Source organism: Streptomyces sp. NBC_00442 (genome assembly GCF_036014195.1).
GTDB lineage: Bacteria > Actinomycetota > Actinomycetes > Streptomycetales > Streptomycetaceae > Streptomyces.
Map to the genome: position 1 here is coordinate 5,847,129 of NZ_CP107918.1, position 16,485 is coordinate 5,863,613.

The following is a 16,485-nucleotide window of genomic DNA, read 5'->3' on the forward strand; positions in this document are numbered from 1 at the left end:
AGTTGTGATCGCTCTCTCCCTCGCCGAGATCGCCGCAATCGTCGGCGGGCAGCCGCACGACATACCGGATCCGTCCCTCACGGTCACAGGACCCGTCGTCATCGACTCCCGCCAGGTGGCGGCCGGTTCGCTCTTCGTGGCGTTCGCGGGTGAAAACGTCGACGGCCACGACTACGCGCGGCGCGCCTTCGAGGCGGGCGCCGTCGCGGTCCTCGCGGCCCGGCCCGTCGGGGTGCCCGCGATCGTCGTCGACGACGTGCAGGGCGCGCTCGGCGCGCTCGCCCGCGACGTGGTGGGCCGGCTCGGCGCCGAAGTCGTCGCGCTCACCGGCTCGTCGGGCAAGACCTCGACCAAGGACCTGATCGCGCAGGTGCTCCAGCGGCACGCGCCGACGGTCTTCACGCCGGGCTCCCTCAACAACGAGATCGGTCTGCCGCTGACCGCGCTCACCGCCACCGCGGAGACCAGGCACCTCGTCCTGGAGATGGGTGCGCGCGGCGTCGGTCACATCCGCTACCTCACCGGTCTGACCCCGCCCACCGTCGGCCTCGTCCTGAACGTCGGGTCCGCTCACATCGGCGAGTTCGGCGGCAAGGAGCAAATCGCCCTGGCCAAGGGCGAGTTGGTGGAGTCGCTGCCGGAGTCGGGGTGCGCCGTCCTGAACGCGGACGACCCGCTGGTGCGGGCCATGGCGTCCCGCACCACGGCGCGGGTGCTGTTCTTCGGGGAGGCCGCGGACGCCGACGTACGTGCCGAGAATGTCCGGCTCACAGCGGCCGGACAGCCTTCCTTCAGCCTTCACACACCCTCCGGGTGCGGTGATGTGACGTTGCGCCTGTACGGTGAGCACCACGTGTCGAACGCGCTCGCCGCGGCCGCCGTCGCCCATGAGCTGGGCATGTCCGCAGACGAGATCGCCCGCGCGCTCTCCGAGGCGGGCTCCCTCTCCCGCTGGCGTATGGAGGTCACCGAGCGTCCGGACGGCGTGACGGTCGTCAACGACGCCTACAACGCGAACCCCGAGTCCATGCGAGCCGCTCTCCGCGCGCTCGCGGCCATGGGCAAGGCCCCACGGGCACAGGGGGGACGTACGTGGGCGGTGCTCGGTCCGATGGCCGAGCTGGGTGACGAGTCGCTCGCCGAGCACGACGCGGTCGGACGGCTCGCCGTCCGGCTCAACGTCAGCAAGCTCGTGGCAGTCGGGGGCCGGGAGGCGTCCTGGCTGCAACTGGGCGCATATAACGAGGGTTCGTGGGGTGAGGAGTCGGTGCACGTGTCCGACGCACAGGCGGCCGTCGACCTGCTGCGCAGTGAACTGCGCCCGGGTGACGTCGTGCTGGTGAAGGCTTCCAGGTCGATCGGTCTGGAACGGGTGGCGCTCGCGCTGCTCGATGGCGCCGCCGAGGGTGAGGTCGCCGCCCGATGAGGCAGATCCTCTTCGCGGGAGCCATCGGTCTCTTCCTGACCCTGGTCGGCACCCCGCTGCTCATCAAGCTGCTCGCCCGCAAGGGCTACGGCCAGTTCATCCGTGACGACGGCCCGCGCGGCCACGCCGGGAAGAAGGGCACACCCACCATGGGTGGCATCGCCTTCATCCTGGCCACGCTGATCGCGTACGCGCTGACCAAGGTGTTCACCAGCGAGGACCCGACCTTCTCGGGCCTGCTGGTGCTCTTCCTGACCGCCGGCATGGGCATGGTCGGCTTCCTCGACGACTACATCAAGATCGTCAAGCAGCGTTCGCTGGGCCTGCGGGCCAAGGCGAAGATGGCGGGACAGCTGATCGTCGGCATCGCCTTCGCGGTGCTCGCCCTCCAGTTCGCCGACAACCGGGGCAACACCCCGGCCTCCACCAAGCTGTCGTTCATCAACGACTTCGGCTGGTCCGTCGGGCCGGTCATCTTCGTGGTGTGGGCCCTGTTCATGATCCTCGCCATGTCGAACGGCGTGAACCTGACGGACGGTCTGGACGGCCTGGCCACCGGTGCGTCCGTGATGGTCTTCGGCGCGTACACCTTCATCGGCCTGTGGCAGTTCCAGGAGTCCTGCGCCAACGCGCAGACCCTGACCAACCCCAACGCCTGCTTCGAAGTGCGCGATCCGCTCGACCTCGCGGTCGTCGCCTCAGCCCTGATGGGCTCCTGCTTCGGCTTCCTGTGGTGGAACACCTCGCCCGCCAAGATCTTCATGGGCGACACCGGCTCGCTCGCCCTCGGCGGCGCGCTCGCGGGCCTGGCGATCTGCTCCCGCACGGAGTTCCTGATCGCCCTGCTCGGCGGCCTGTTCGTCCTGATCACGATGTCCGTGGTCATCCAGGTCGGCTCGTTCAAGATGACCGGCAAGCGGGTCTTCCGGATGGCGCCGCTCCAGCACCACTTCGAACTCAAGGGGTGGTCCGAAGTCCTTGTCGTGGTCCGGTTCTGGATCATCCAGGGCATGTGCGTGATCGTGGGTCTGGGTCTCTTCTACGCGGGATGGGCAGCCGACAAGTGAGCACCACCTGGCAGGGCAAGCGCGTGACGGTGGCCGGTCTCGGCGTCTCCGGGATGCCGGTGGCCCGGGTCCTCAACGGGCTCGGCGCCGTCGTCACCGCCGTCAACGAGGGCACCGACGAGCGCTCGCGCAGCCAGGCCGCGGAACTGGAGGCGCAGGGCATCACCGTGCGCCTCGGCGACGGAGACACCCTGCCCGAGGGCGCCGAACTCGTCGTCACCACGCCCGGCTGGCGGCCCGACAAGCCGCTGTTCGCGGCGGCCGCAGAGGCGGGCGTGCCGGTGTGGGGAGACGTCGAGCTGGCCTGGCGCCTGCGCGACCTGGACGGCCGCACACCGGCCCCCTGGCTCGCGGTCACCGGCACCAACGGCAAGACCACCACCACCCGGATGCTCGCCTCGATCCTGGAGGCCGCGGGCCTGCGCACCGCCGCCGTCGGCAACATCGGCGTCTCGCTGCTCGACGTCGTCCTCGGCGAGACGGAGTACGACGTCCTGGCCGTCGAGCTCTCCAGCTACCAGCTGCACTGGGCGCCGTCGCTGCGCGCCCACTCCGCCGCCGTGCTCAACCTGGCGCCGGACCACCTCGACTGGCACGGCTCCATGGAGGCGTACGCCGCCGACAAGGGCCGCGCCTACGAGGGCAACACCGTGGCCTGCGTCTACAACGCCGAGGACAAGGCGACCGAGCACCTGGTGCGCGAGGCCGACGTGGAGGAGGGCTGCCGGGCGATCGGCTTCACCCTCGCCACCCCCGGCCCCTCCCAGCTCGGCGTGGTCGACGGCATCCTCGTCGACCGGGCCTTCGTGCAGAACCGGCAGAAGAACGCCCAGGAGCTCGCCGAGGTCGCCGACGTCAACCCGCCGGCCCCGCACAACATCGCCAACGCGCTCGCGGCCGCGGCCCTGGCCCGCGCCTTCGGCGTCGAGCCCAAGGCCGTACGCGACGGCCTTCGCGCCTTCCGCCCCGACGCCCACCGCATCGAACACGTCGCGGACGTCGCCGAGGTCGCCTACGTCGACGACTCCAAGGCCACCAACACCCACGCCGCCGAGGCCTCCTTGGCCGCCTACGACCCGATCGTCTGGATCGCCGGGGGACTGGCCAAGGGCGCCTCCTTCGACGAGCTCGTCCAGCGCTCGGCGAAGCGGCTGCGCGGCGTCGTCCTGATCGGCGCCGAGCGCCACCTCATCGCCGAAGCCCTGGCGCGACACGCCCCCGAGGTCCCGGTGGTCGACCTCGACCGGACCGACACTGGGGCGATGTCGGCGGCGGTCCGCGAGGCGGCGGGGCTCGCCCGGCCGGGGGACACCGTCCTGTTGGCCCCGGCCTGCGCCTCGATGGACATGTTCGCGAACTACAACAAGCGCGGCGAGGCCTTCGCGGAAGCGGTCCGCGACCTCACCGCAGGGCGCGCCTAGCCGGACCACCCGTTCCACGGACCGGCCGGCGCCGGGCACGACTGGAGGGGACAGCACACATGGCGGCCGATGTTCTTGGCGGCTCCGGGGACGCCGCGCGCGGGGTCCGCGCACGCGCCGGTCTCCTGCTGCGCAGCCGTACCGCGGGCCCCGCGCGGCGCCCGCCCGTCCGCGGTGGCTCGTCCGGCGCCCCCCGGCGCTCCGGGCCACGCGGCCCCCGGCGCCTGGTGGAGCAGGCCAGGAGGGCCTGGGACCGCCCCCTGACGGCGTACTACCTCATCCTGGGCAGCGCCCTGCTCATCACCGTGCTCGGCCTCGTGATGGTCTACTCCGCGTCGATGATCAAGGCGCTCGAACTGTCGCTGCCGGGCTCGTACTTCTTCCGCAAGCAGTTCCTCGCCGCGCTCATCGGCGGGGGCCTGATGATCGCGGCCGCCCGGATGCCCGCCAAACTCCACCGGGCGCTCGCCTACCCGATACTGGCCGGCACGGTCTTCCTGCTGATCCTGGTGCAGGTCCCCGGGATAGGGAAATCGGTCAACGGCAACCAGAACTGGATCTACCTCGGCGGCCCCTTCCAGCTCCAGCCCAGCGAGTTCGCCAAGCTCGCCCTGCTCCTGTGGGGCGCCGACCTGCTCGCCCGCAAGCAGGACAAGCGACTGCTCACCGAGTGGAAGCACATGCTGGTGCCGCTGGTCCCGGTCGCCTTCCTGCTGCTCGGGCTCATCATGCTCGGCGGCGACATGGGCACCACGATCATCCTGACCGCGATCCTGTTCGGCCTGCTCTGGCTGGCCGGCGCCCCCACCCGGCTGTTCGCGGGGGTGCTCGCCGTCGCGGGCACGCTCGCCGCGCTCTTCATCAAGATCAGCCCGCATCGGATGGGCCGGCTGAACTGCATCGGCGCCACCGACCCCGGCCCGCAGGACCAGTGCTGGCAGGCCGTGCACGGAATCTACGCGCTCGCCTCCGGCGGATGGTTCGGATCCGGCCTGGGTGCGAGTGTGGAGAAATGGGGTCAACTCCCCGAGCCCCACACGGACTTCATCTTCGCCGTGACCGGTGAGGAACTGGGTCTGGCGGGGACGCTGTCGGTCGTCGCCCTCTTCGCGGCTCTAGGCTATGCGGGTATCCGCGTGGCCGGACGCACGGAGGACCCCTTCGTGAGGTACGCCGCGGGAGGTGTGACCACCTGGATCGTGGCCCAGGCCGTGATCAACATCGGTGCGGTGCTCGGCCTGCTGCCGATCGCCGGTGTCCCGCTCCCGCTGTTCTCCTACGGAGGGTCCGCGCTGCTGCCGACCATGTTCGCCGTGGGGCTGTTGATCGCGTTCGCGCGGGACGACCCCGCGGCGCGGGCGGCGCTTGCCATGCGGCAGCCTCGGGTGAGTTGGAAGTCGATGAGACGGCGCGTCAAGAAGCGTCCGTCCGGAGAGCGGTGAATTTCGGTGCATGTCGTACTCGCCGGTGGGGGGACCGCCGGCCACATCGAGCCCGCGCTCGCCCTCGCGGATGCCCTGCGCAGGCAGGACCCCACCGTGGGGATCACGGCACTCGGTACCGAGAAGGGTCTGGAGACCCGGCTCGTACCCGAACGCGGCTATGAGCTCGCGCTCATCCCGGCCGTCCCGCTGCCCCGCAGGCCCACCCCCGAACTGATCACCGTCCCCGGGCGGCTGCGCGGCACCATCAAGGCCGCCGAGCAGATCCTGGAGCGCACCAAGGCCGACTGCGTCGTCGGCTTCGGCGGCTACGTGGCGCTGCCCGGCTATCTGGCCGCCAAGCGGCTCGGGGTGCCGATCGTGGTCCACGAGGCCAACGCCCGGCCCGGCCTCGCCAACAAGATCGGCTCGCGGTACGCGGCAGGCGTGGCCGTCGCGACGCCGGACAGCAAGCTGCGCAACTCCCGCTACATCGGCATCCCGCTGCGGTACTCGATCGCCACACTCGACCGGGCCCGGGTCCGCCCCGAGGCCCGCGCCGCGTTCGGCCTGGACCCCGGCCTGCCGACGCTGCTCGTCTCGGGCGGCTCGCAGGGCGCCCGCCGTCTCAACGAGGTCATCCAGCAGGTCGCCCCGGTGCTCCAGCGCTCCGGCATCCAGATCCTGCACGCGGTCGGCCCGAAGAACGAACTGCCGCGTGTCGAGCACATGCCCGGGATGCCGCCGTACGTCCCGGTACCGTACGTGGACCGGATGGACCTCGCGTACGCCGCGGCCGACATGATGCTCTGCCGCGCGGGCGCGATGACCGTCGCCGAACTCTCCGCCGTCGGGCTGCCCGCCGCCTACGTACCGCTGCCGATCGGCAACGGCGAACAGCGGCTGAACGCCCAGCCGGTGGTCAAGGCGGGCGGCGGTCTCCTCGTCGACGACGCCGAACTCACCCCGGAGTGGGTGCAGGGCAACGTCCTCCCGGTACTGGCCGACCCGCACCGGCTGTACGAGATGTCGCGCTCCGCCGCCGAGTTCGGGCGGCGCGACGCCGACCAGCTCCTCGTGCAGATGGTGTACGAGGCCGTCGCAGGACGTTGATCGACTGACGGAAGGCAGGGGACCGTGGCCGGACAGGCGACCGCTCAGCGCGGTGGCGGACAGAGCGTGCAGGCGAAGTCCGCGAAGTCCGGCCGGCCCGGCCCCCGTCCCGGGCGGGGCGGCCGGCTCCGGCTGCCCCGCCGGCGCTCCCTGATCCTGCTCGCCGCCGCCGCGGCCCTGATCGGGGCCGGCGTCATCTGGATCCTGTACGGCTCTTCCTGGCTGCGCGTCGAGCACGTGAAGACCACCGGGACACGGGTTCTGACCACGGCCGAGGTCGAATCGGCCGCCGCGGTACCGATCGGTTCACCGCTGATTTCCGTCGACACGGGTGCCATTGAGGCACGACTGCGTCAGAAGCTGCCCCGCATCGACTCCGTCGAGGTCGTCCGTTCATGGCCGCACGGAATCGGTCTCAAAGTGACCGAACGCCGGCCCGTCCTGGTCGTGAAGAACGGCGCGAAGTTCGACGAAGTGGACGCGAAGGGTGTGCGTTTCGCCACGGACGCGCAGCCGCTGAAGGGCGCCCCACAGCTCGAATTGACGGTCTCCCAGTCCCCGAGCGTGCGCCGCTTCGGCGCCGACCGGCTCGTCCTCGAAGCGGTCCGCGTCGCGGGCGAACTCCCGGCCGCCGTCGCCAAGGAGACGCGCTCCGTGAAGATTTCCTCCTACGACTCCGTCACCCTCGAGCTGACCGGCGGCCGGAGCGTCCGATGGGGAAGCGAGGAGGAGGGCGAGCTGAAGGGACGTACCCTCAGTGCACTGATGAAAGCCCGTCCCAAGTCCGTCCACTTCGATGTGAGCGCCCCCACCGCGCCTGCGGTATCGGGTAGTTGACGGACATTTGCGCTGGCCAGCACCCTGGTTGGTCAGCGACACGGGTGATCACATAGGGTGAAAAGAAAAACGGGAGGTTCGGCGTGTTCGTTGAACGTGCGCCACTTGTCGACTTAGTGTCCTGTTCGGAAGAGTCCAGCGAACAGACACACTGGTAACCCTAAACTTCAGCGTTAGGGTTCGGGTCGGCGATACGGACCGTCCCAATCGGCATTCGTCGTCACCTTGCGGAACCCGCGAAGTGACGACCCGTAACTCGAGGCGAGAGGCCTTCGACGTGGCAGCACCGCAGAACTACCTCGCAGTCATCAAGGTCATCGGTGTCGGCGGCGGTGGTGTCAATGCCATCAACCGAATGATCGAGGTCGGTCTCAAGGGCGTCGAGTTCATCGCGATCAACACTGACGCACAAGCACTGTTGATGAGCGACGCCGACGTCAAGCTCGACGTCGGCCGTGAACTCACCCGCGGCCTCGGGGCCGGAGCCAACCCGGCAGTCGGACGCAAGGCGGCAGAGGACCACCGTGAGGAGATCGAGGAGGTCCTCAAGGGGGCCGACATGGTCTTCGTCACCGCCGGCGAAGGCGGCGGCACCGGCACCGGCGGCGCGCCCGTCGTCGCCAACATCGCCCGCTCGCTCGGCGCCCTGACGATCGGCGTGGTCACCCGCCCGTTCACCTTCGAGGGCCGGCGCCGGGCGAACCAGGCGGAGGACGGCATCGCCGAGCTCCGCGAAGAGGTCGACACCCTCATCGTCATCCCCAACGACCGGCTGCTGTCCATCTCGGACCGCCAGGTCAGCGTGCTCGACGCCTTCAAGTCCGCCGACCAGGTGCTGCTCAGCGGCGTCCAGGGCATCACGGACCTGATCACCACGCCGGGCCTCATCAACCTCGACTTCGCCGACGTCAAGTCGGTCATGTCGGAGGCCGGTTCGGCGCTCATGGGCATCGGCTCGGCCCGCGGCGACGACCGCGCGGTGGCGGCCGCGGAGATGGCGATCTCCTCGCCGCTCCTCGAAGCCTCCATCGACGGCGCCCGTGGTGTGCTGCTCTCCATCTCCGGCGGTTCCGACCTCGGTCTCTTCGAGATCAACGAGGCGGCCCAGCTGGTCAGCGAGGCCGCCCACCCCGAGGCGAACATCATCTTCGGCGCGGTCATCGACGACGCCCTCGGCGACGAGGTGCGGGTCACGGTCATCGCGGCCGGCTTCGACGGCGGACAGCCCCCGGCCCGCCGGGACACCGTGCTCGGCGCCGCCTCCAACAAGCGCGACGAGCCCGCCCCTTCGCGGCCGTCCGAGGTGTCCCGTCCGCTCGGCGGCCTCGGCACGGTGCCCACCCGCGAGGAACCCCCGGCCCCGCCGGTCCCGGTCGAGCCCGCCCCGGTCAACGAGGCCCCGGCCCCCTCGGCCATCCCGACGGCCCGTCCCTACCCGGACAGCCAGGCCGAGGAGCTGGACGTGCCGGACTTCCTCAAGTGAGCGGACTCACGTGAGCGAAGCGACGTTTCGAAGCGATTCCTCGAAGTGATACGAGAGCAGGGCACTGTGAGCGGCGCGCACTTCGCCTTCACCGACCGGTGGGGCGGGGTGAGCGCCGTTCCGTACGAGGAGCTCAACCTCGGCGGTGCGGTCGGCGACGACCCCGCCTCGGTACGCGCCAACCGTGAGCTCGCCGCCAAGGGGCTCGGGCTCGACCCGGCCCGAGTGGTCTGGATGAACCAGGTGCACGGGCGCGAGGTCGCCGTCGTCGACGGCCCCTTCGGTCCCGGCGAGGCGGGCACCGTGGATGCGGTGGTGACGAGTCGTCGGGGAACCGCGCTCGCCGTGCTGACCGCGGACTGCACGCCGGTCCTGCTCGCGGACCCGGTGGCGGGCGTCGCGGGCGCCGTCCACGCCGGCCGGCCCGGAATGGTGGCGGGCGTGGTGCCCGCGGCCGTCGAGGCGATGGTCTCGCTCGGCGCCGACCCGGCCCGGATCGTCGCCCGTACCGGGCCCGCCGTCTGCGGGCGCTGTTACGAAGTCCCCGAGCGGATGCGGGCCGAGGTCGCCGAGGCCGAGCCCGCCGCCTGGTCCGAGACCAGTTGGGGCACGCCCGCCGTGGACGTCACCGCGGGGGTGCACGCACAGCTCGCGGCCCTCGGCGTCACCGACGTCGAGGCCTCACCGGTCTGCACGCTCGAATCGCTCGACCACTTCTCGTACCGCCGCGACCGCACCACGGGGCGGCTCGCCGGATATGTCTGGCTGGACTGACGACTCATGACGGATCGCAAGACCGAACTCGCCTCGAACCTGGCACGGGTGGAGGAACGTATCGCCTCCGCCTGCGCCGCGGCCGGGCGCGAGCGCGCGGAGGTGACCCTCATCGTGGTCACCAAGACCTACCCGGCGAGCGATGTGCGCCTGCTGCACGAACTGGGGGTGCGTCAGGTCGCGGAGAACCGTGACCAGGACGCGGCCCCCAAGGCGGCGGCCTGTGCCGACCTCGATCTGACCTGGCACTTCGTGGGCCAGCTCCAGACCAACAAGGTCCGCTCCGTTGCGGGTTACGCCGCCGTGGTGCAGTCGGTCGACCGGGGCAGGCTGGTCGGTCCGCTCTCCACCGCGGCGGTCCGGGCCGGACGCGAACTCGGCTGTCTCATCCAGGTCGCCCTGGACGCGGAGTCCGGTGAGCGCGGTGAGCGCGGGGGCGTCGCTCCGGACGGGATCGAGGAGTTGGCGGCGCTCGTCGCCGAGGCGCCCGGACTCCGGCTCGACGGTCTGATGACGGTCGCGCCGCTGGCCGGCGAGTACGCCGGAAGGCAACGGGCCGCCTTCGAGCGGCTGCTGGAATTCTCATCCCGCCTGCGCGCGGACCATCCGGCTGCGAACATGGTGTCAGCAGGGATGAGTGCGGACCTCGAAGAGGCCGTCGCGGCCGGAGCGACACATGTACGCGTCGGAACGGCGGTACTCGGAGACCGACCCCGGCTCGGGTAACGTCGCCAAGCAAGTCGGACCACAGCAGAAAATATGGTCATTCCCACTCTTCGGTGGGCGGACCGCGTGGATCGTGGGCCCTTGATGACGCTGCCACTCGGCGACAGGAGCGATCCACCACAGAGCGGAGGAATCTGAGCATGGCCGGCGCGATGCGCAAGATGGCGGTCTACCTCGGCCTCGTGGAGGACGATGGGTACGACGGCCGGGGGTTCGACCCCGACGACGATTTCGAACCCGAGCCCGAACCGGAGCGCGACCGTCGGCGGCACCAGCCCCCGCACCAGGTACCGCTCCAGGACGAACGGGACGAACCGGTACGAGTAACTCAGCCTCCAGCGCCGAGAGAACCGGTTCAGCTATCGGTAGAAAGCGGACGACCAGCGCGAATTGCACCCGTGGCGTCCATCACACCTGAACGTCCGAGCCTGGAGAAGAACGCACCGGTGATCATGCCCAAGGTCGTGTCCGAGCGGGAGCCGTACCGCATCACCACGCTGCACCCGCGGACCTACAACGAGGCCCGTACCATCGGGGAACACTTCCGCGAGGGCACCCCGGTGATCATGAACCTCACCGAGATGGACGACACCGACGCGAAGCGACTTGTCGACTTTGCCGCCGGTCTCGTCTTCGGCCTGCACGGCAGCATTGAACGCGTGACGCAGAAGGTGTTCCTGCTGTCTCCTGCTAACGTCGATGTCACGGCGGAGGACAAGGCCCGCATCGCAGAGGGCGGATTCTTCAACCAGAGCTGAGAACACGACACCGGGAACGAACCGGCCGACAACTGGCCGGAGCTTTGATGCAAGGGGAGAGGGAAGCGCGAGATGGGCGTCGCACTACAGGTGGTCTACATCGCGCTGATGTGCTTCCTCATCGTGCTGATCTTCCGGCTCGTCATGGACTACGTCTTCCAGTTCGCCCGTTCATGGCAACCCGGTAAGGCGATGGTGGTCGTTCTTGAGGCCACCTACACTGTCACCGATCCACCGCTCAAGCTTCTGCGGCGGTTCATTCCGCCGCTGCGTCTCGGGGGCGTGGCACTCGACCTGTCCTTCTTCGTTCTGATGATCATCGTCTACATCCTGATCAGCATCGTGGTCAGGTTGTGAACGATTCGGTCCTGCCGACTGCCGACGACTACGTAGAGGTGAAGAAGAGATGCCGCTGACCCCCGAGGACGTGCGGAACAAGCAGTTCACGACGGTCCGCCTCCGAGAAGGCTATGACGAGGACGAGGTCGATGCCTTCCTCGACGAGGTCGAGTCCGAGCTGACACGACTGCTCCGTGAGAACGAGGATCTGCGCGCCAAGCTGGCCGCCGCCACCCGCGCCGCCGCGCAGAACCAGCAGCAGCAGGGCATGCGCAAGCCGGAGCAGCAGCAGGACGGCCGAGGCCCCGGCGCGCCCGTTCCCGCGGCCATATCCGGTCCGCCGCAGGTCCAGCAGCAGCAGCCGCAGATGGGTCCGCCGCAGCTGCCGAGCGGCGCGCCGCAGCTGCCCGCGGGTCCCGGTGGCCACGGCCCGCAGGGCCAGCACGGCCAGGGCCCCATGGGCCAGGGTCCGATGGGTCAGGGCCCCATGGGCCAGGGTCCGATGGGGCAGAACCAGCTGGGCCAGAACCAGATGGGCCAGAACCAGATGGGCCAGAACCAGCTGGGTCAGGGCCCCATGGGGCAGAACCAGCTCGGCCAGGGCCCCATGGGCCAGCAGATGGGCGGCCCCATGGGCGGCCACGGCCCGCAGATGGGACAGCCGGCCCAGGCACCCGGTGGCGACAGCGCCGCCCGTGTGCTCTCCCTCGCGCAGCAGACCGCCGACCAGGCGATCGCGGAGGCCCGTTCCGAGGCCAACAAGATCGTCGGCGAGGCCCGGTCCCGCGCCGAGGGTCTGGAGCGCGATGCCCGTGCCAAGGCGGACGCCCTGGAGCGGGACGCGCAGGAGAAGCACCGCGTCGCGATGGGCTCCCTGGAGTCCGCCCGCGCGACCCTTGAGCGCAAGGTCGAGGACCTGCGGGGCTTCGAGCGCGAGTACCGCACGCGTCTGAAGTCCTACCTGGAGTCGCAGCTGCGTCAGCTGGAGACCCAGGCCGACGACTCGCTCGCGCCGCCGCGCACCCCGGCGACGGCCTCGCTGCCGCCGGCTCCGCAGATGAGCGGCTCCATGGCGTCGGCCGGTGCCGGTTCGATGGGGCACCAGATGGGTGGCCAGCCGTCCATGGGCGGCCAGCAGTCCATGCCGAGCGGGCCGTCCTACGGTGGCCAGCAGCAGATGTCGCCGGCGATGACGCAGCCGATGGCGCCGGTGCGGCCGCAGGGGCCTTCGCCGATGCAGCAGGCGCCTTCGCCGATGCGCGGCTTCCTGATCGACGAGGACGACAACTGACGGGCTCTACGCGCGTGACACGCGCGTAGCCGTCGGCAGGCTGCGAGGGCCGGTACCGGGTTTCCCCGGTGCCGGCCCTTCGCCGTACCCGGCGCGCGGGTCGCCTGCGGCGGGCGGTTTCTCCCCGCCCCGCCCCTTCCCGCAACCCTCCGGGGGTGAAAAGGTTCCTGGGGCTCCGCCCCAGACCCCGTTCGCGCCCGAAGGGCGCTCGTCCTCAAACGCCGGACGGGCTGACTACGCCCATGCGGGCCGGCACCGAACAGTCAAGGGGCGCGGGGAACTGCGCGAGCAACCACGCACGGTTCGCGTACGAACCACCCCCGGAGGGCTGCGGGAAGAGGCGGGGCGGGGAAAACAACGGCCCGCCCCCGAACCGCGGGAGCGGGCCGTCAGCTCGGCTGGGCCGGGGATTACACCTTGCGGAGGCGGAACGTCAGGGACAGGGGCTCGTCCGTGAAGGCGGAGCCGTACGACGCGTCGGCCTCACCCGAGGCGTAGTCCGTCGCCAGAACCTCGTCCGCGATCAGCTCCGCGTGGGCCGAAAGGGCCGAGGAGACCTCCGGGTCGGTGGACTCCCAGCGGACCGCGATCCGGTCCGCCACGTCGAGCCCGCTGTTCTTGCGCGCCTCCTGGATCAGCCGGATCGCGTCACGGGCCAGGCCCGCGAGGCGCAGCTCCGGGGTGATCTCCAGGTCGAGGGCGACCGTCGCCCCGGAGTCGGAGGCCACCGACCAGCCCTCGCGCGGGGTCTCGGTGATGATGACCTCGTCGGGGGCGAGCGCCACGGACTCGCCGTTGACCTCGACCGACGCCGTACCCGTGTCGCGCAGGGAGGCCGAGAGGGCCGCCGCGTCCGCCGCGGCCACGGCCTTGGCCACGTCCTGCACGCCCTTGCCGAACCGCTTGCCGAGCGCCCGGAAGTTGGCCTTCGCCGTGGTGTCGACGAGCGAGCCGCCCACCTCGGAGAGCGAGGCGAGCGACGACACGTTCAGCTCCTCCGTGATCTGCGCGTGCAGCTCGGGGGAGAGCGCCTCGAAGCCCGCCACCGCGACCAGTGCCCGCGACAGCGGCTGGCGGGTCTTGACGCCCGACTCGGCGCGCGTGGCACGGCCCAGCTCCACCAGGCGGCGGACGAGGGCCATCTGCCGCGACAGTGCCGGGTCGATCGCCGAGGTGTCCGCCGTCGGCCAGGACGAGAGGTGGATGGACTCCGGTGCGTCCGGCGTCACCGGCACGACCATGTCCTGCCAGACGCGCTCGGCGATGAACGGCGTCAGCGGCGCCATGAGACGGGTGACGGTCTCGACCACGTCGTGCAGCGTGCGCAGCGCGGCCTTGTCGCCCTGCCAGAAGCGGCGGCGCGAACGGCGCACGTACCAGTTGGAGAGGTCGTCGACGAAGGACGAAAGGGCCTTGCCCGCCTTCTGGGTGTCGTACGCCTCGAGGGCCGAAGTGACCTGCTCCACCAGCGAGTTGAGCTCGCCGAGCAGCCAGCGGTCCAGGACCGTGCGGTCGGCAGGGGCCGGGTCCGCCGCGCTCGGCGCCCAGCCGGACGTACGGGCGTACAGGGCCTGGAAGGCGACCGTGTTCCAGTAGGTGAGGAGCGTCTTGCGGACGACCTCCTGGATGGTGCCGTGGCCGACGCGGCGGGCCGCCCACGGGGAACCGCCGGCCGCCATGAACCAGCGCACCGCGTCCGCGCCGTGCTGGTCCATCAGCGGGATCGGGTCCAGGGTGTTGCCCAGGTGCTTGGACATCTTGCGGCCGTCCTCGGCGAGGATGTGGCCGAGGCACACCACGTTCTCGTACGAGGACTTGTCGAAGACGAGGGTGCCGACCGCCATCAGCGTGTAGAACCAGCCGCGGGTCTGGTCGATGGCCTCGGAGATGAACTGCGCCGGGTAGCGGCTCTCGAACAGCTCCTTGTTCTGGTGCGGGTAGCCGTACTGCGCGAACGGCATCGAGCCCGAGTCGTACCAGGCGTCGATGACCTCGGGCACGCGCACCGCTTCGAGGGAGCAGCCCTCGGCGGTGCAGGTGAAGGTCACCTCGTCGATGTACGGCCGGTGCGGGTCGAGCGCCGACTGGTCGGTGCCGGTCAGCTCGGTGAGCTCGGCGCGCGAGCCCACGCAGGTCAGGTGTCCCTCCTCGCAGCGCCAGATGGGCAGCGGGGTGCCCCAGTAGCGGTTGCGGGACAGCGCCCAGTCGATGTTGTTCTTCAGCCAGTCACCGAAGCGGCCTTCCTTGACCGACTCCGGGAACCAGTTGGTCTTCTCGTTCTCCCGCAGCATCGCGTCCTTGACGGCGGTGGTGCGGATGTACCAGGACGGCTGCGCGTAGTAGAGCAGCGCGGTGTGGCAGCGCCAGCAGTGCGGGTAGCTGTGCTCGTACGGGACGTGGCGGAAGAGGAGGCCGCGCTCCTTGAGGTCCTCCGTCAGCTTCTCGTCGGCCTTCTTGAAGAAGACGCCACCGACCAGCGGGACATCCTCCTCGAAGGTGCCGTCGGGGCGGACCGGGTTCACGACCGGCAGGCCGTACGCCTTGCAGACCAGGAGGTCGTCGGCGCCGAAGGCGGGGGACTGGTGGACCAGGCCCGTACCGTCCTCGGTCGTGACGTACTCGGCGTTGACGACGTAGTGGGCCGGGGCCGGGCTGTGCCCGTGGGTTCCCTCGCTGTCGCTCGGGAACTCCACCAGCTCGAAGGGGCGCCGGTAGGTCCAGCGCTCCATCTCGGCGCCGGTGAAGGACTGGCCGGTGCGCTCCCAGCCCTCGCCGAGGGCCTTCTCCAGGAGCGGCTCGGCGACGACGAGCTTCTCCTCGCCGTTCGTCGCCACGACGTAGGTGACCTCGGGGTGGGCCGCGACCGCCGTGTTGGACACCAGGGTCCAGGGCGTCGTCGTCCACACCAGGAGGGCCGCCTCGCCGGCGAGCGGGCCGCCGGTGAGCGGGAAGCGGACGAAGACGGAGGGGTCGACGACCGTCTCGTAGCCCTGCGCCAGCTCGTGGTCCGAGAGGCCGGTGCCGCAGCGCGGGCACCAGGGGGCGACGCGGTGGTCCTGGACGAGGAGGCCCTTGTTGAAGATCTCCTTCAGGGACCACCACACCGACTCGACGTACTGCGGGTCCATGGTGCGGTAGGCGTCGTCCAGGTCGACCCAGTACCCCATGCGGGTCGTGAGGTCGGCGAAGGCGTCGGTGTGCCGGGTCACGGACTCGCGGCACTTGGCGTTGAACTCGGCGATGCCGTACGCCTCGATGTCCTTCTTGCCGGTGAAGCCGAGCTCCTTCTCGACCGCCAGCTCGACGGGCAGGCCGTGGCAGTCCCAGCCGGCCTTGCGGGCCACGTGGTAGCCCTGCATCGTGCGGAAGCGGGGGAAGACGTCCTTGAAGACGCGGGCCTCGATGTGGTGGGCGCCCGGCATGCCGTTGGCGGTGGGCGGGCCCTCGTAGAAGACCCACTCGGGGCGGCCCTCGGACTGTTCGAGGCTCTTGGCGAAGACCTTGGACTGCTCCCAGAAGTCGAGCACGGCGTGCTCCAGGGCGGGCAGGTCTACCTGGGCGGGCACCTGGCGGTACTGCGACATCCGTTCATCCTCCGGCGGATCGTCGTGCGGCTCCGTCGAAGGGACGAGAGCGGGCCCACGTGGGGCGCTCCCGCGGTACCACCCTCCTTGGCGGTGTGCGGAACACCGCCCCCTCATTGGGGCGCGAAGCCGGTTCTACTGGACTGCGTGGCGCACGCGGTCGTTCTTCCGGCGGCTCGGGGGTGATCTTCACCGCGCGCTCGCCTCCGGGCTCCCACCGTCCCCGGATCGCTCTTGGCTGCGTA

The 16,485-nt window shown here is 70.4% G+C and carries 13 protein-coding genes; 12 read left to right on the forward strand and 1 reads right to left on the reverse strand.

The window, feature by feature from the left end:
- Positions 1 to 4: 4 nt before the first annotated feature.
- From OG432_RS26195 to OG432_RS26250, 12 genes are all read left to right on the forward strand, one after another.
- Positions 5 to 1,426 carry a UDP-N-acetylmuramoyl-tripeptide--D-alanyl-D-alanine ligase gene (locus OG432_RS26195; protein ID WP_328313420.1) on the forward strand — a complete coding sequence of 474 codons (1,422 nt, stop codon included), beginning with the start codon at positions 5 to 7 and terminating at the stop codon, positions 1,424 to 1,426.
- Positions 1,423 to 2,493 carry a phospho-N-acetylmuramoyl-pentapeptide-transferase gene (mraY, locus tag OG432_RS26200; RefSeq protein ID WP_267053688.1) on the forward strand — a complete coding sequence of 357 codons (1,071 nt, stop codon included), beginning with the start codon at positions 1,423 to 1,425 and terminating at the stop codon, positions 2,491 to 2,493. The genes OG432_RS26195 and mraY overlap by 4 nt, the downstream gene beginning before the upstream one ends.
- Positions 2,475 to 3,914 (forward strand): UDP-N-acetylmuramoyl-L-alanine--D-glutamate ligase, encoded by a 1,440-nt coding sequence (gene murD / locus OG432_RS26205; RefSeq protein ID WP_328313421.1) that lies wholly within the window; start codon positions 2,475 to 2,477, stop codon positions 3,912 to 3,914. The genes mraY and murD overlap by 19 nt, the downstream gene beginning before the upstream one ends.
- A 59-nt stretch (positions 3,915 to 3,973) precedes the next feature.
- A complete protein-coding gene (ftsW, locus tag OG432_RS26210) occupies positions 3,974 to 5,356 on the forward strand; it encodes a putative lipid II flippase FtsW (protein ID WP_328313422.1) in 1,383 nt (460 codons plus the stop codon).
- A 6-nt stretch (positions 5,357 to 5,362) separates the two neighbouring features.
- Positions 5,363 to 6,448 carry an undecaprenyldiphospho-muramoylpentapeptide beta-N-acetylglucosaminyltransferase gene (gene murG, locus OG432_RS26215; protein WP_328313423.1) on the forward strand — a complete coding sequence of 362 codons (1,086 nt, stop codon included), beginning with the start codon at positions 5,363 to 5,365 and terminating at the stop codon, positions 6,446 to 6,448.
- 24 nt (positions 6,449 to 6,472) lie between these two features.
- Entirely contained in the window at positions 6,473 to 7,285 is an 813-nt protein-coding gene (locus OG432_RS26220; protein WP_443058460.1) for a cell division protein FtsQ/DivIB, read from the forward strand.
- Positions 7,286 to 7,562: 277 nt separating this feature from the next.
- Positions 7,563 to 8,768 carry a cell division protein FtsZ gene (gene ftsZ, locus OG432_RS26225; RefSeq protein WP_328313424.1) on the forward strand — a complete coding sequence of 402 codons (1,206 nt, stop codon included), beginning with the start codon at positions 7,563 to 7,565 and terminating at the stop codon, positions 8,766 to 8,768.
- 66 nt (positions 8,769 to 8,834) lie between these two features.
- Positions 8,835 to 9,542, forward strand: coding sequence for a peptidoglycan editing factor PgeF (pgeF, locus tag OG432_RS26230; protein WP_443058461.1), 708 nt, complete (start codon positions 8,835 to 8,837; stop codon positions 9,540 to 9,542).
- Between the two features lie 6 nt (positions 9,543 to 9,548).
- The gene (locus OG432_RS26235; RefSeq protein ID WP_328313426.1) at positions 9,549 to 10,268 is read left to right on the forward strand and encodes a YggS family pyridoxal phosphate-dependent enzyme; all 720 of its coding nucleotides are present in this window, start codon (positions 9,549 to 9,551) and stop codon (positions 10,266 to 10,268) included.
- Between the two features lie 140 nt (positions 10,269 to 10,408).
- Positions 10,409 to 11,026: a cell division protein SepF gene (locus tag OG432_RS26240; protein ID WP_328313427.1), complete on the forward strand. Its 618-nt coding sequence runs from the start codon at positions 10,409 to 10,411 to the stop codon at positions 11,024 to 11,026.
- A gap of 72 nt (positions 11,027 to 11,098) precedes the next feature.
- The gene (locus tag OG432_RS26245; protein ID WP_114035728.1) at positions 11,099 to 11,383 is read left to right on the forward strand and encodes a YggT family protein; all 285 of its coding nucleotides are present in this window, start codon (positions 11,099 to 11,101) and stop codon (positions 11,381 to 11,383) included.
- Positions 11,384 to 11,432: 49 nt separating this feature from the next.
- Complete coding sequence (locus OG432_RS26250; protein ID WP_328313428.1) at positions 11,433 to 12,656, forward strand: DivIVA domain-containing protein; 1,224 nt, start codon at positions 11,433 to 11,435, stop codon at positions 12,654 to 12,656.
- A 410-nt stretch (positions 12,657 to 13,066) separates the two neighbouring features.
- Here the strand turns inward: OG432_RS26250 and ileS are convergent, their stop codons facing one another.
- Positions 13,067 to 16,240, reverse strand: a complete 3,174-nt coding sequence (ileS, locus tag OG432_RS26255; RefSeq protein WP_328313429.1) for an isoleucine--tRNA ligase — start codon at positions 16,238 to 16,240, stop codon at positions 13,067 to 13,069.
- Positions 16,241 to 16,485 lie beyond the last annotated feature (245 nt).

Coding starts and splice junctions, on each gene's coding strand:
- mraY (WP_267053688.1), top strand. CDS start 1,423: ATGAGGCAGATCCTCTTCGCGGGAGCCATCGGTCTCTTCCTGACCCTG.
- murD (WP_328313421.1), top strand. CDS start 2,475: ATGGGCAGCCGACAAGTGAGCACCACCTGGCAGGGCAAGCGCGTGACG.
- ftsW (WP_328313422.1), top strand. CDS start 3,974: ATGGCGGCCGATGTTCTTGGCGGCTCCGGGGACGCCGCGCGCGGGGTC.
- OG432_RS26235 (WP_328313426.1), top strand. CDS start 9,549: ATGACGGATCGCAAGACCGAACTCGCCTCGAACCTGGCACGGGTGGAG.
- OG432_RS26240 (WP_328313427.1), top strand. CDS start 10,409: ATGGCCGGCGCGATGCGCAAGATGGCGGTCTACCTCGGCCTCGTGGAG.
- OG432_RS26245 (WP_114035728.1), top strand. CDS start 11,099: ATGGGCGTCGCACTACAGGTGGTCTACATCGCGCTGATGTGCTTCCTC.
- OG432_RS26250 (WP_328313428.1), top strand. CDS start 11,433: ATGCCGCTGACCCCCGAGGACGTGCGGAACAAGCAGTTCACGACGGTC.
- ileS (WP_328313429.1), bottom strand. CDS start 16,240: ATGTCGCAGTACCGCCAGGTGCCCGCCCAGGTAGACCTGCCCGCCCTG.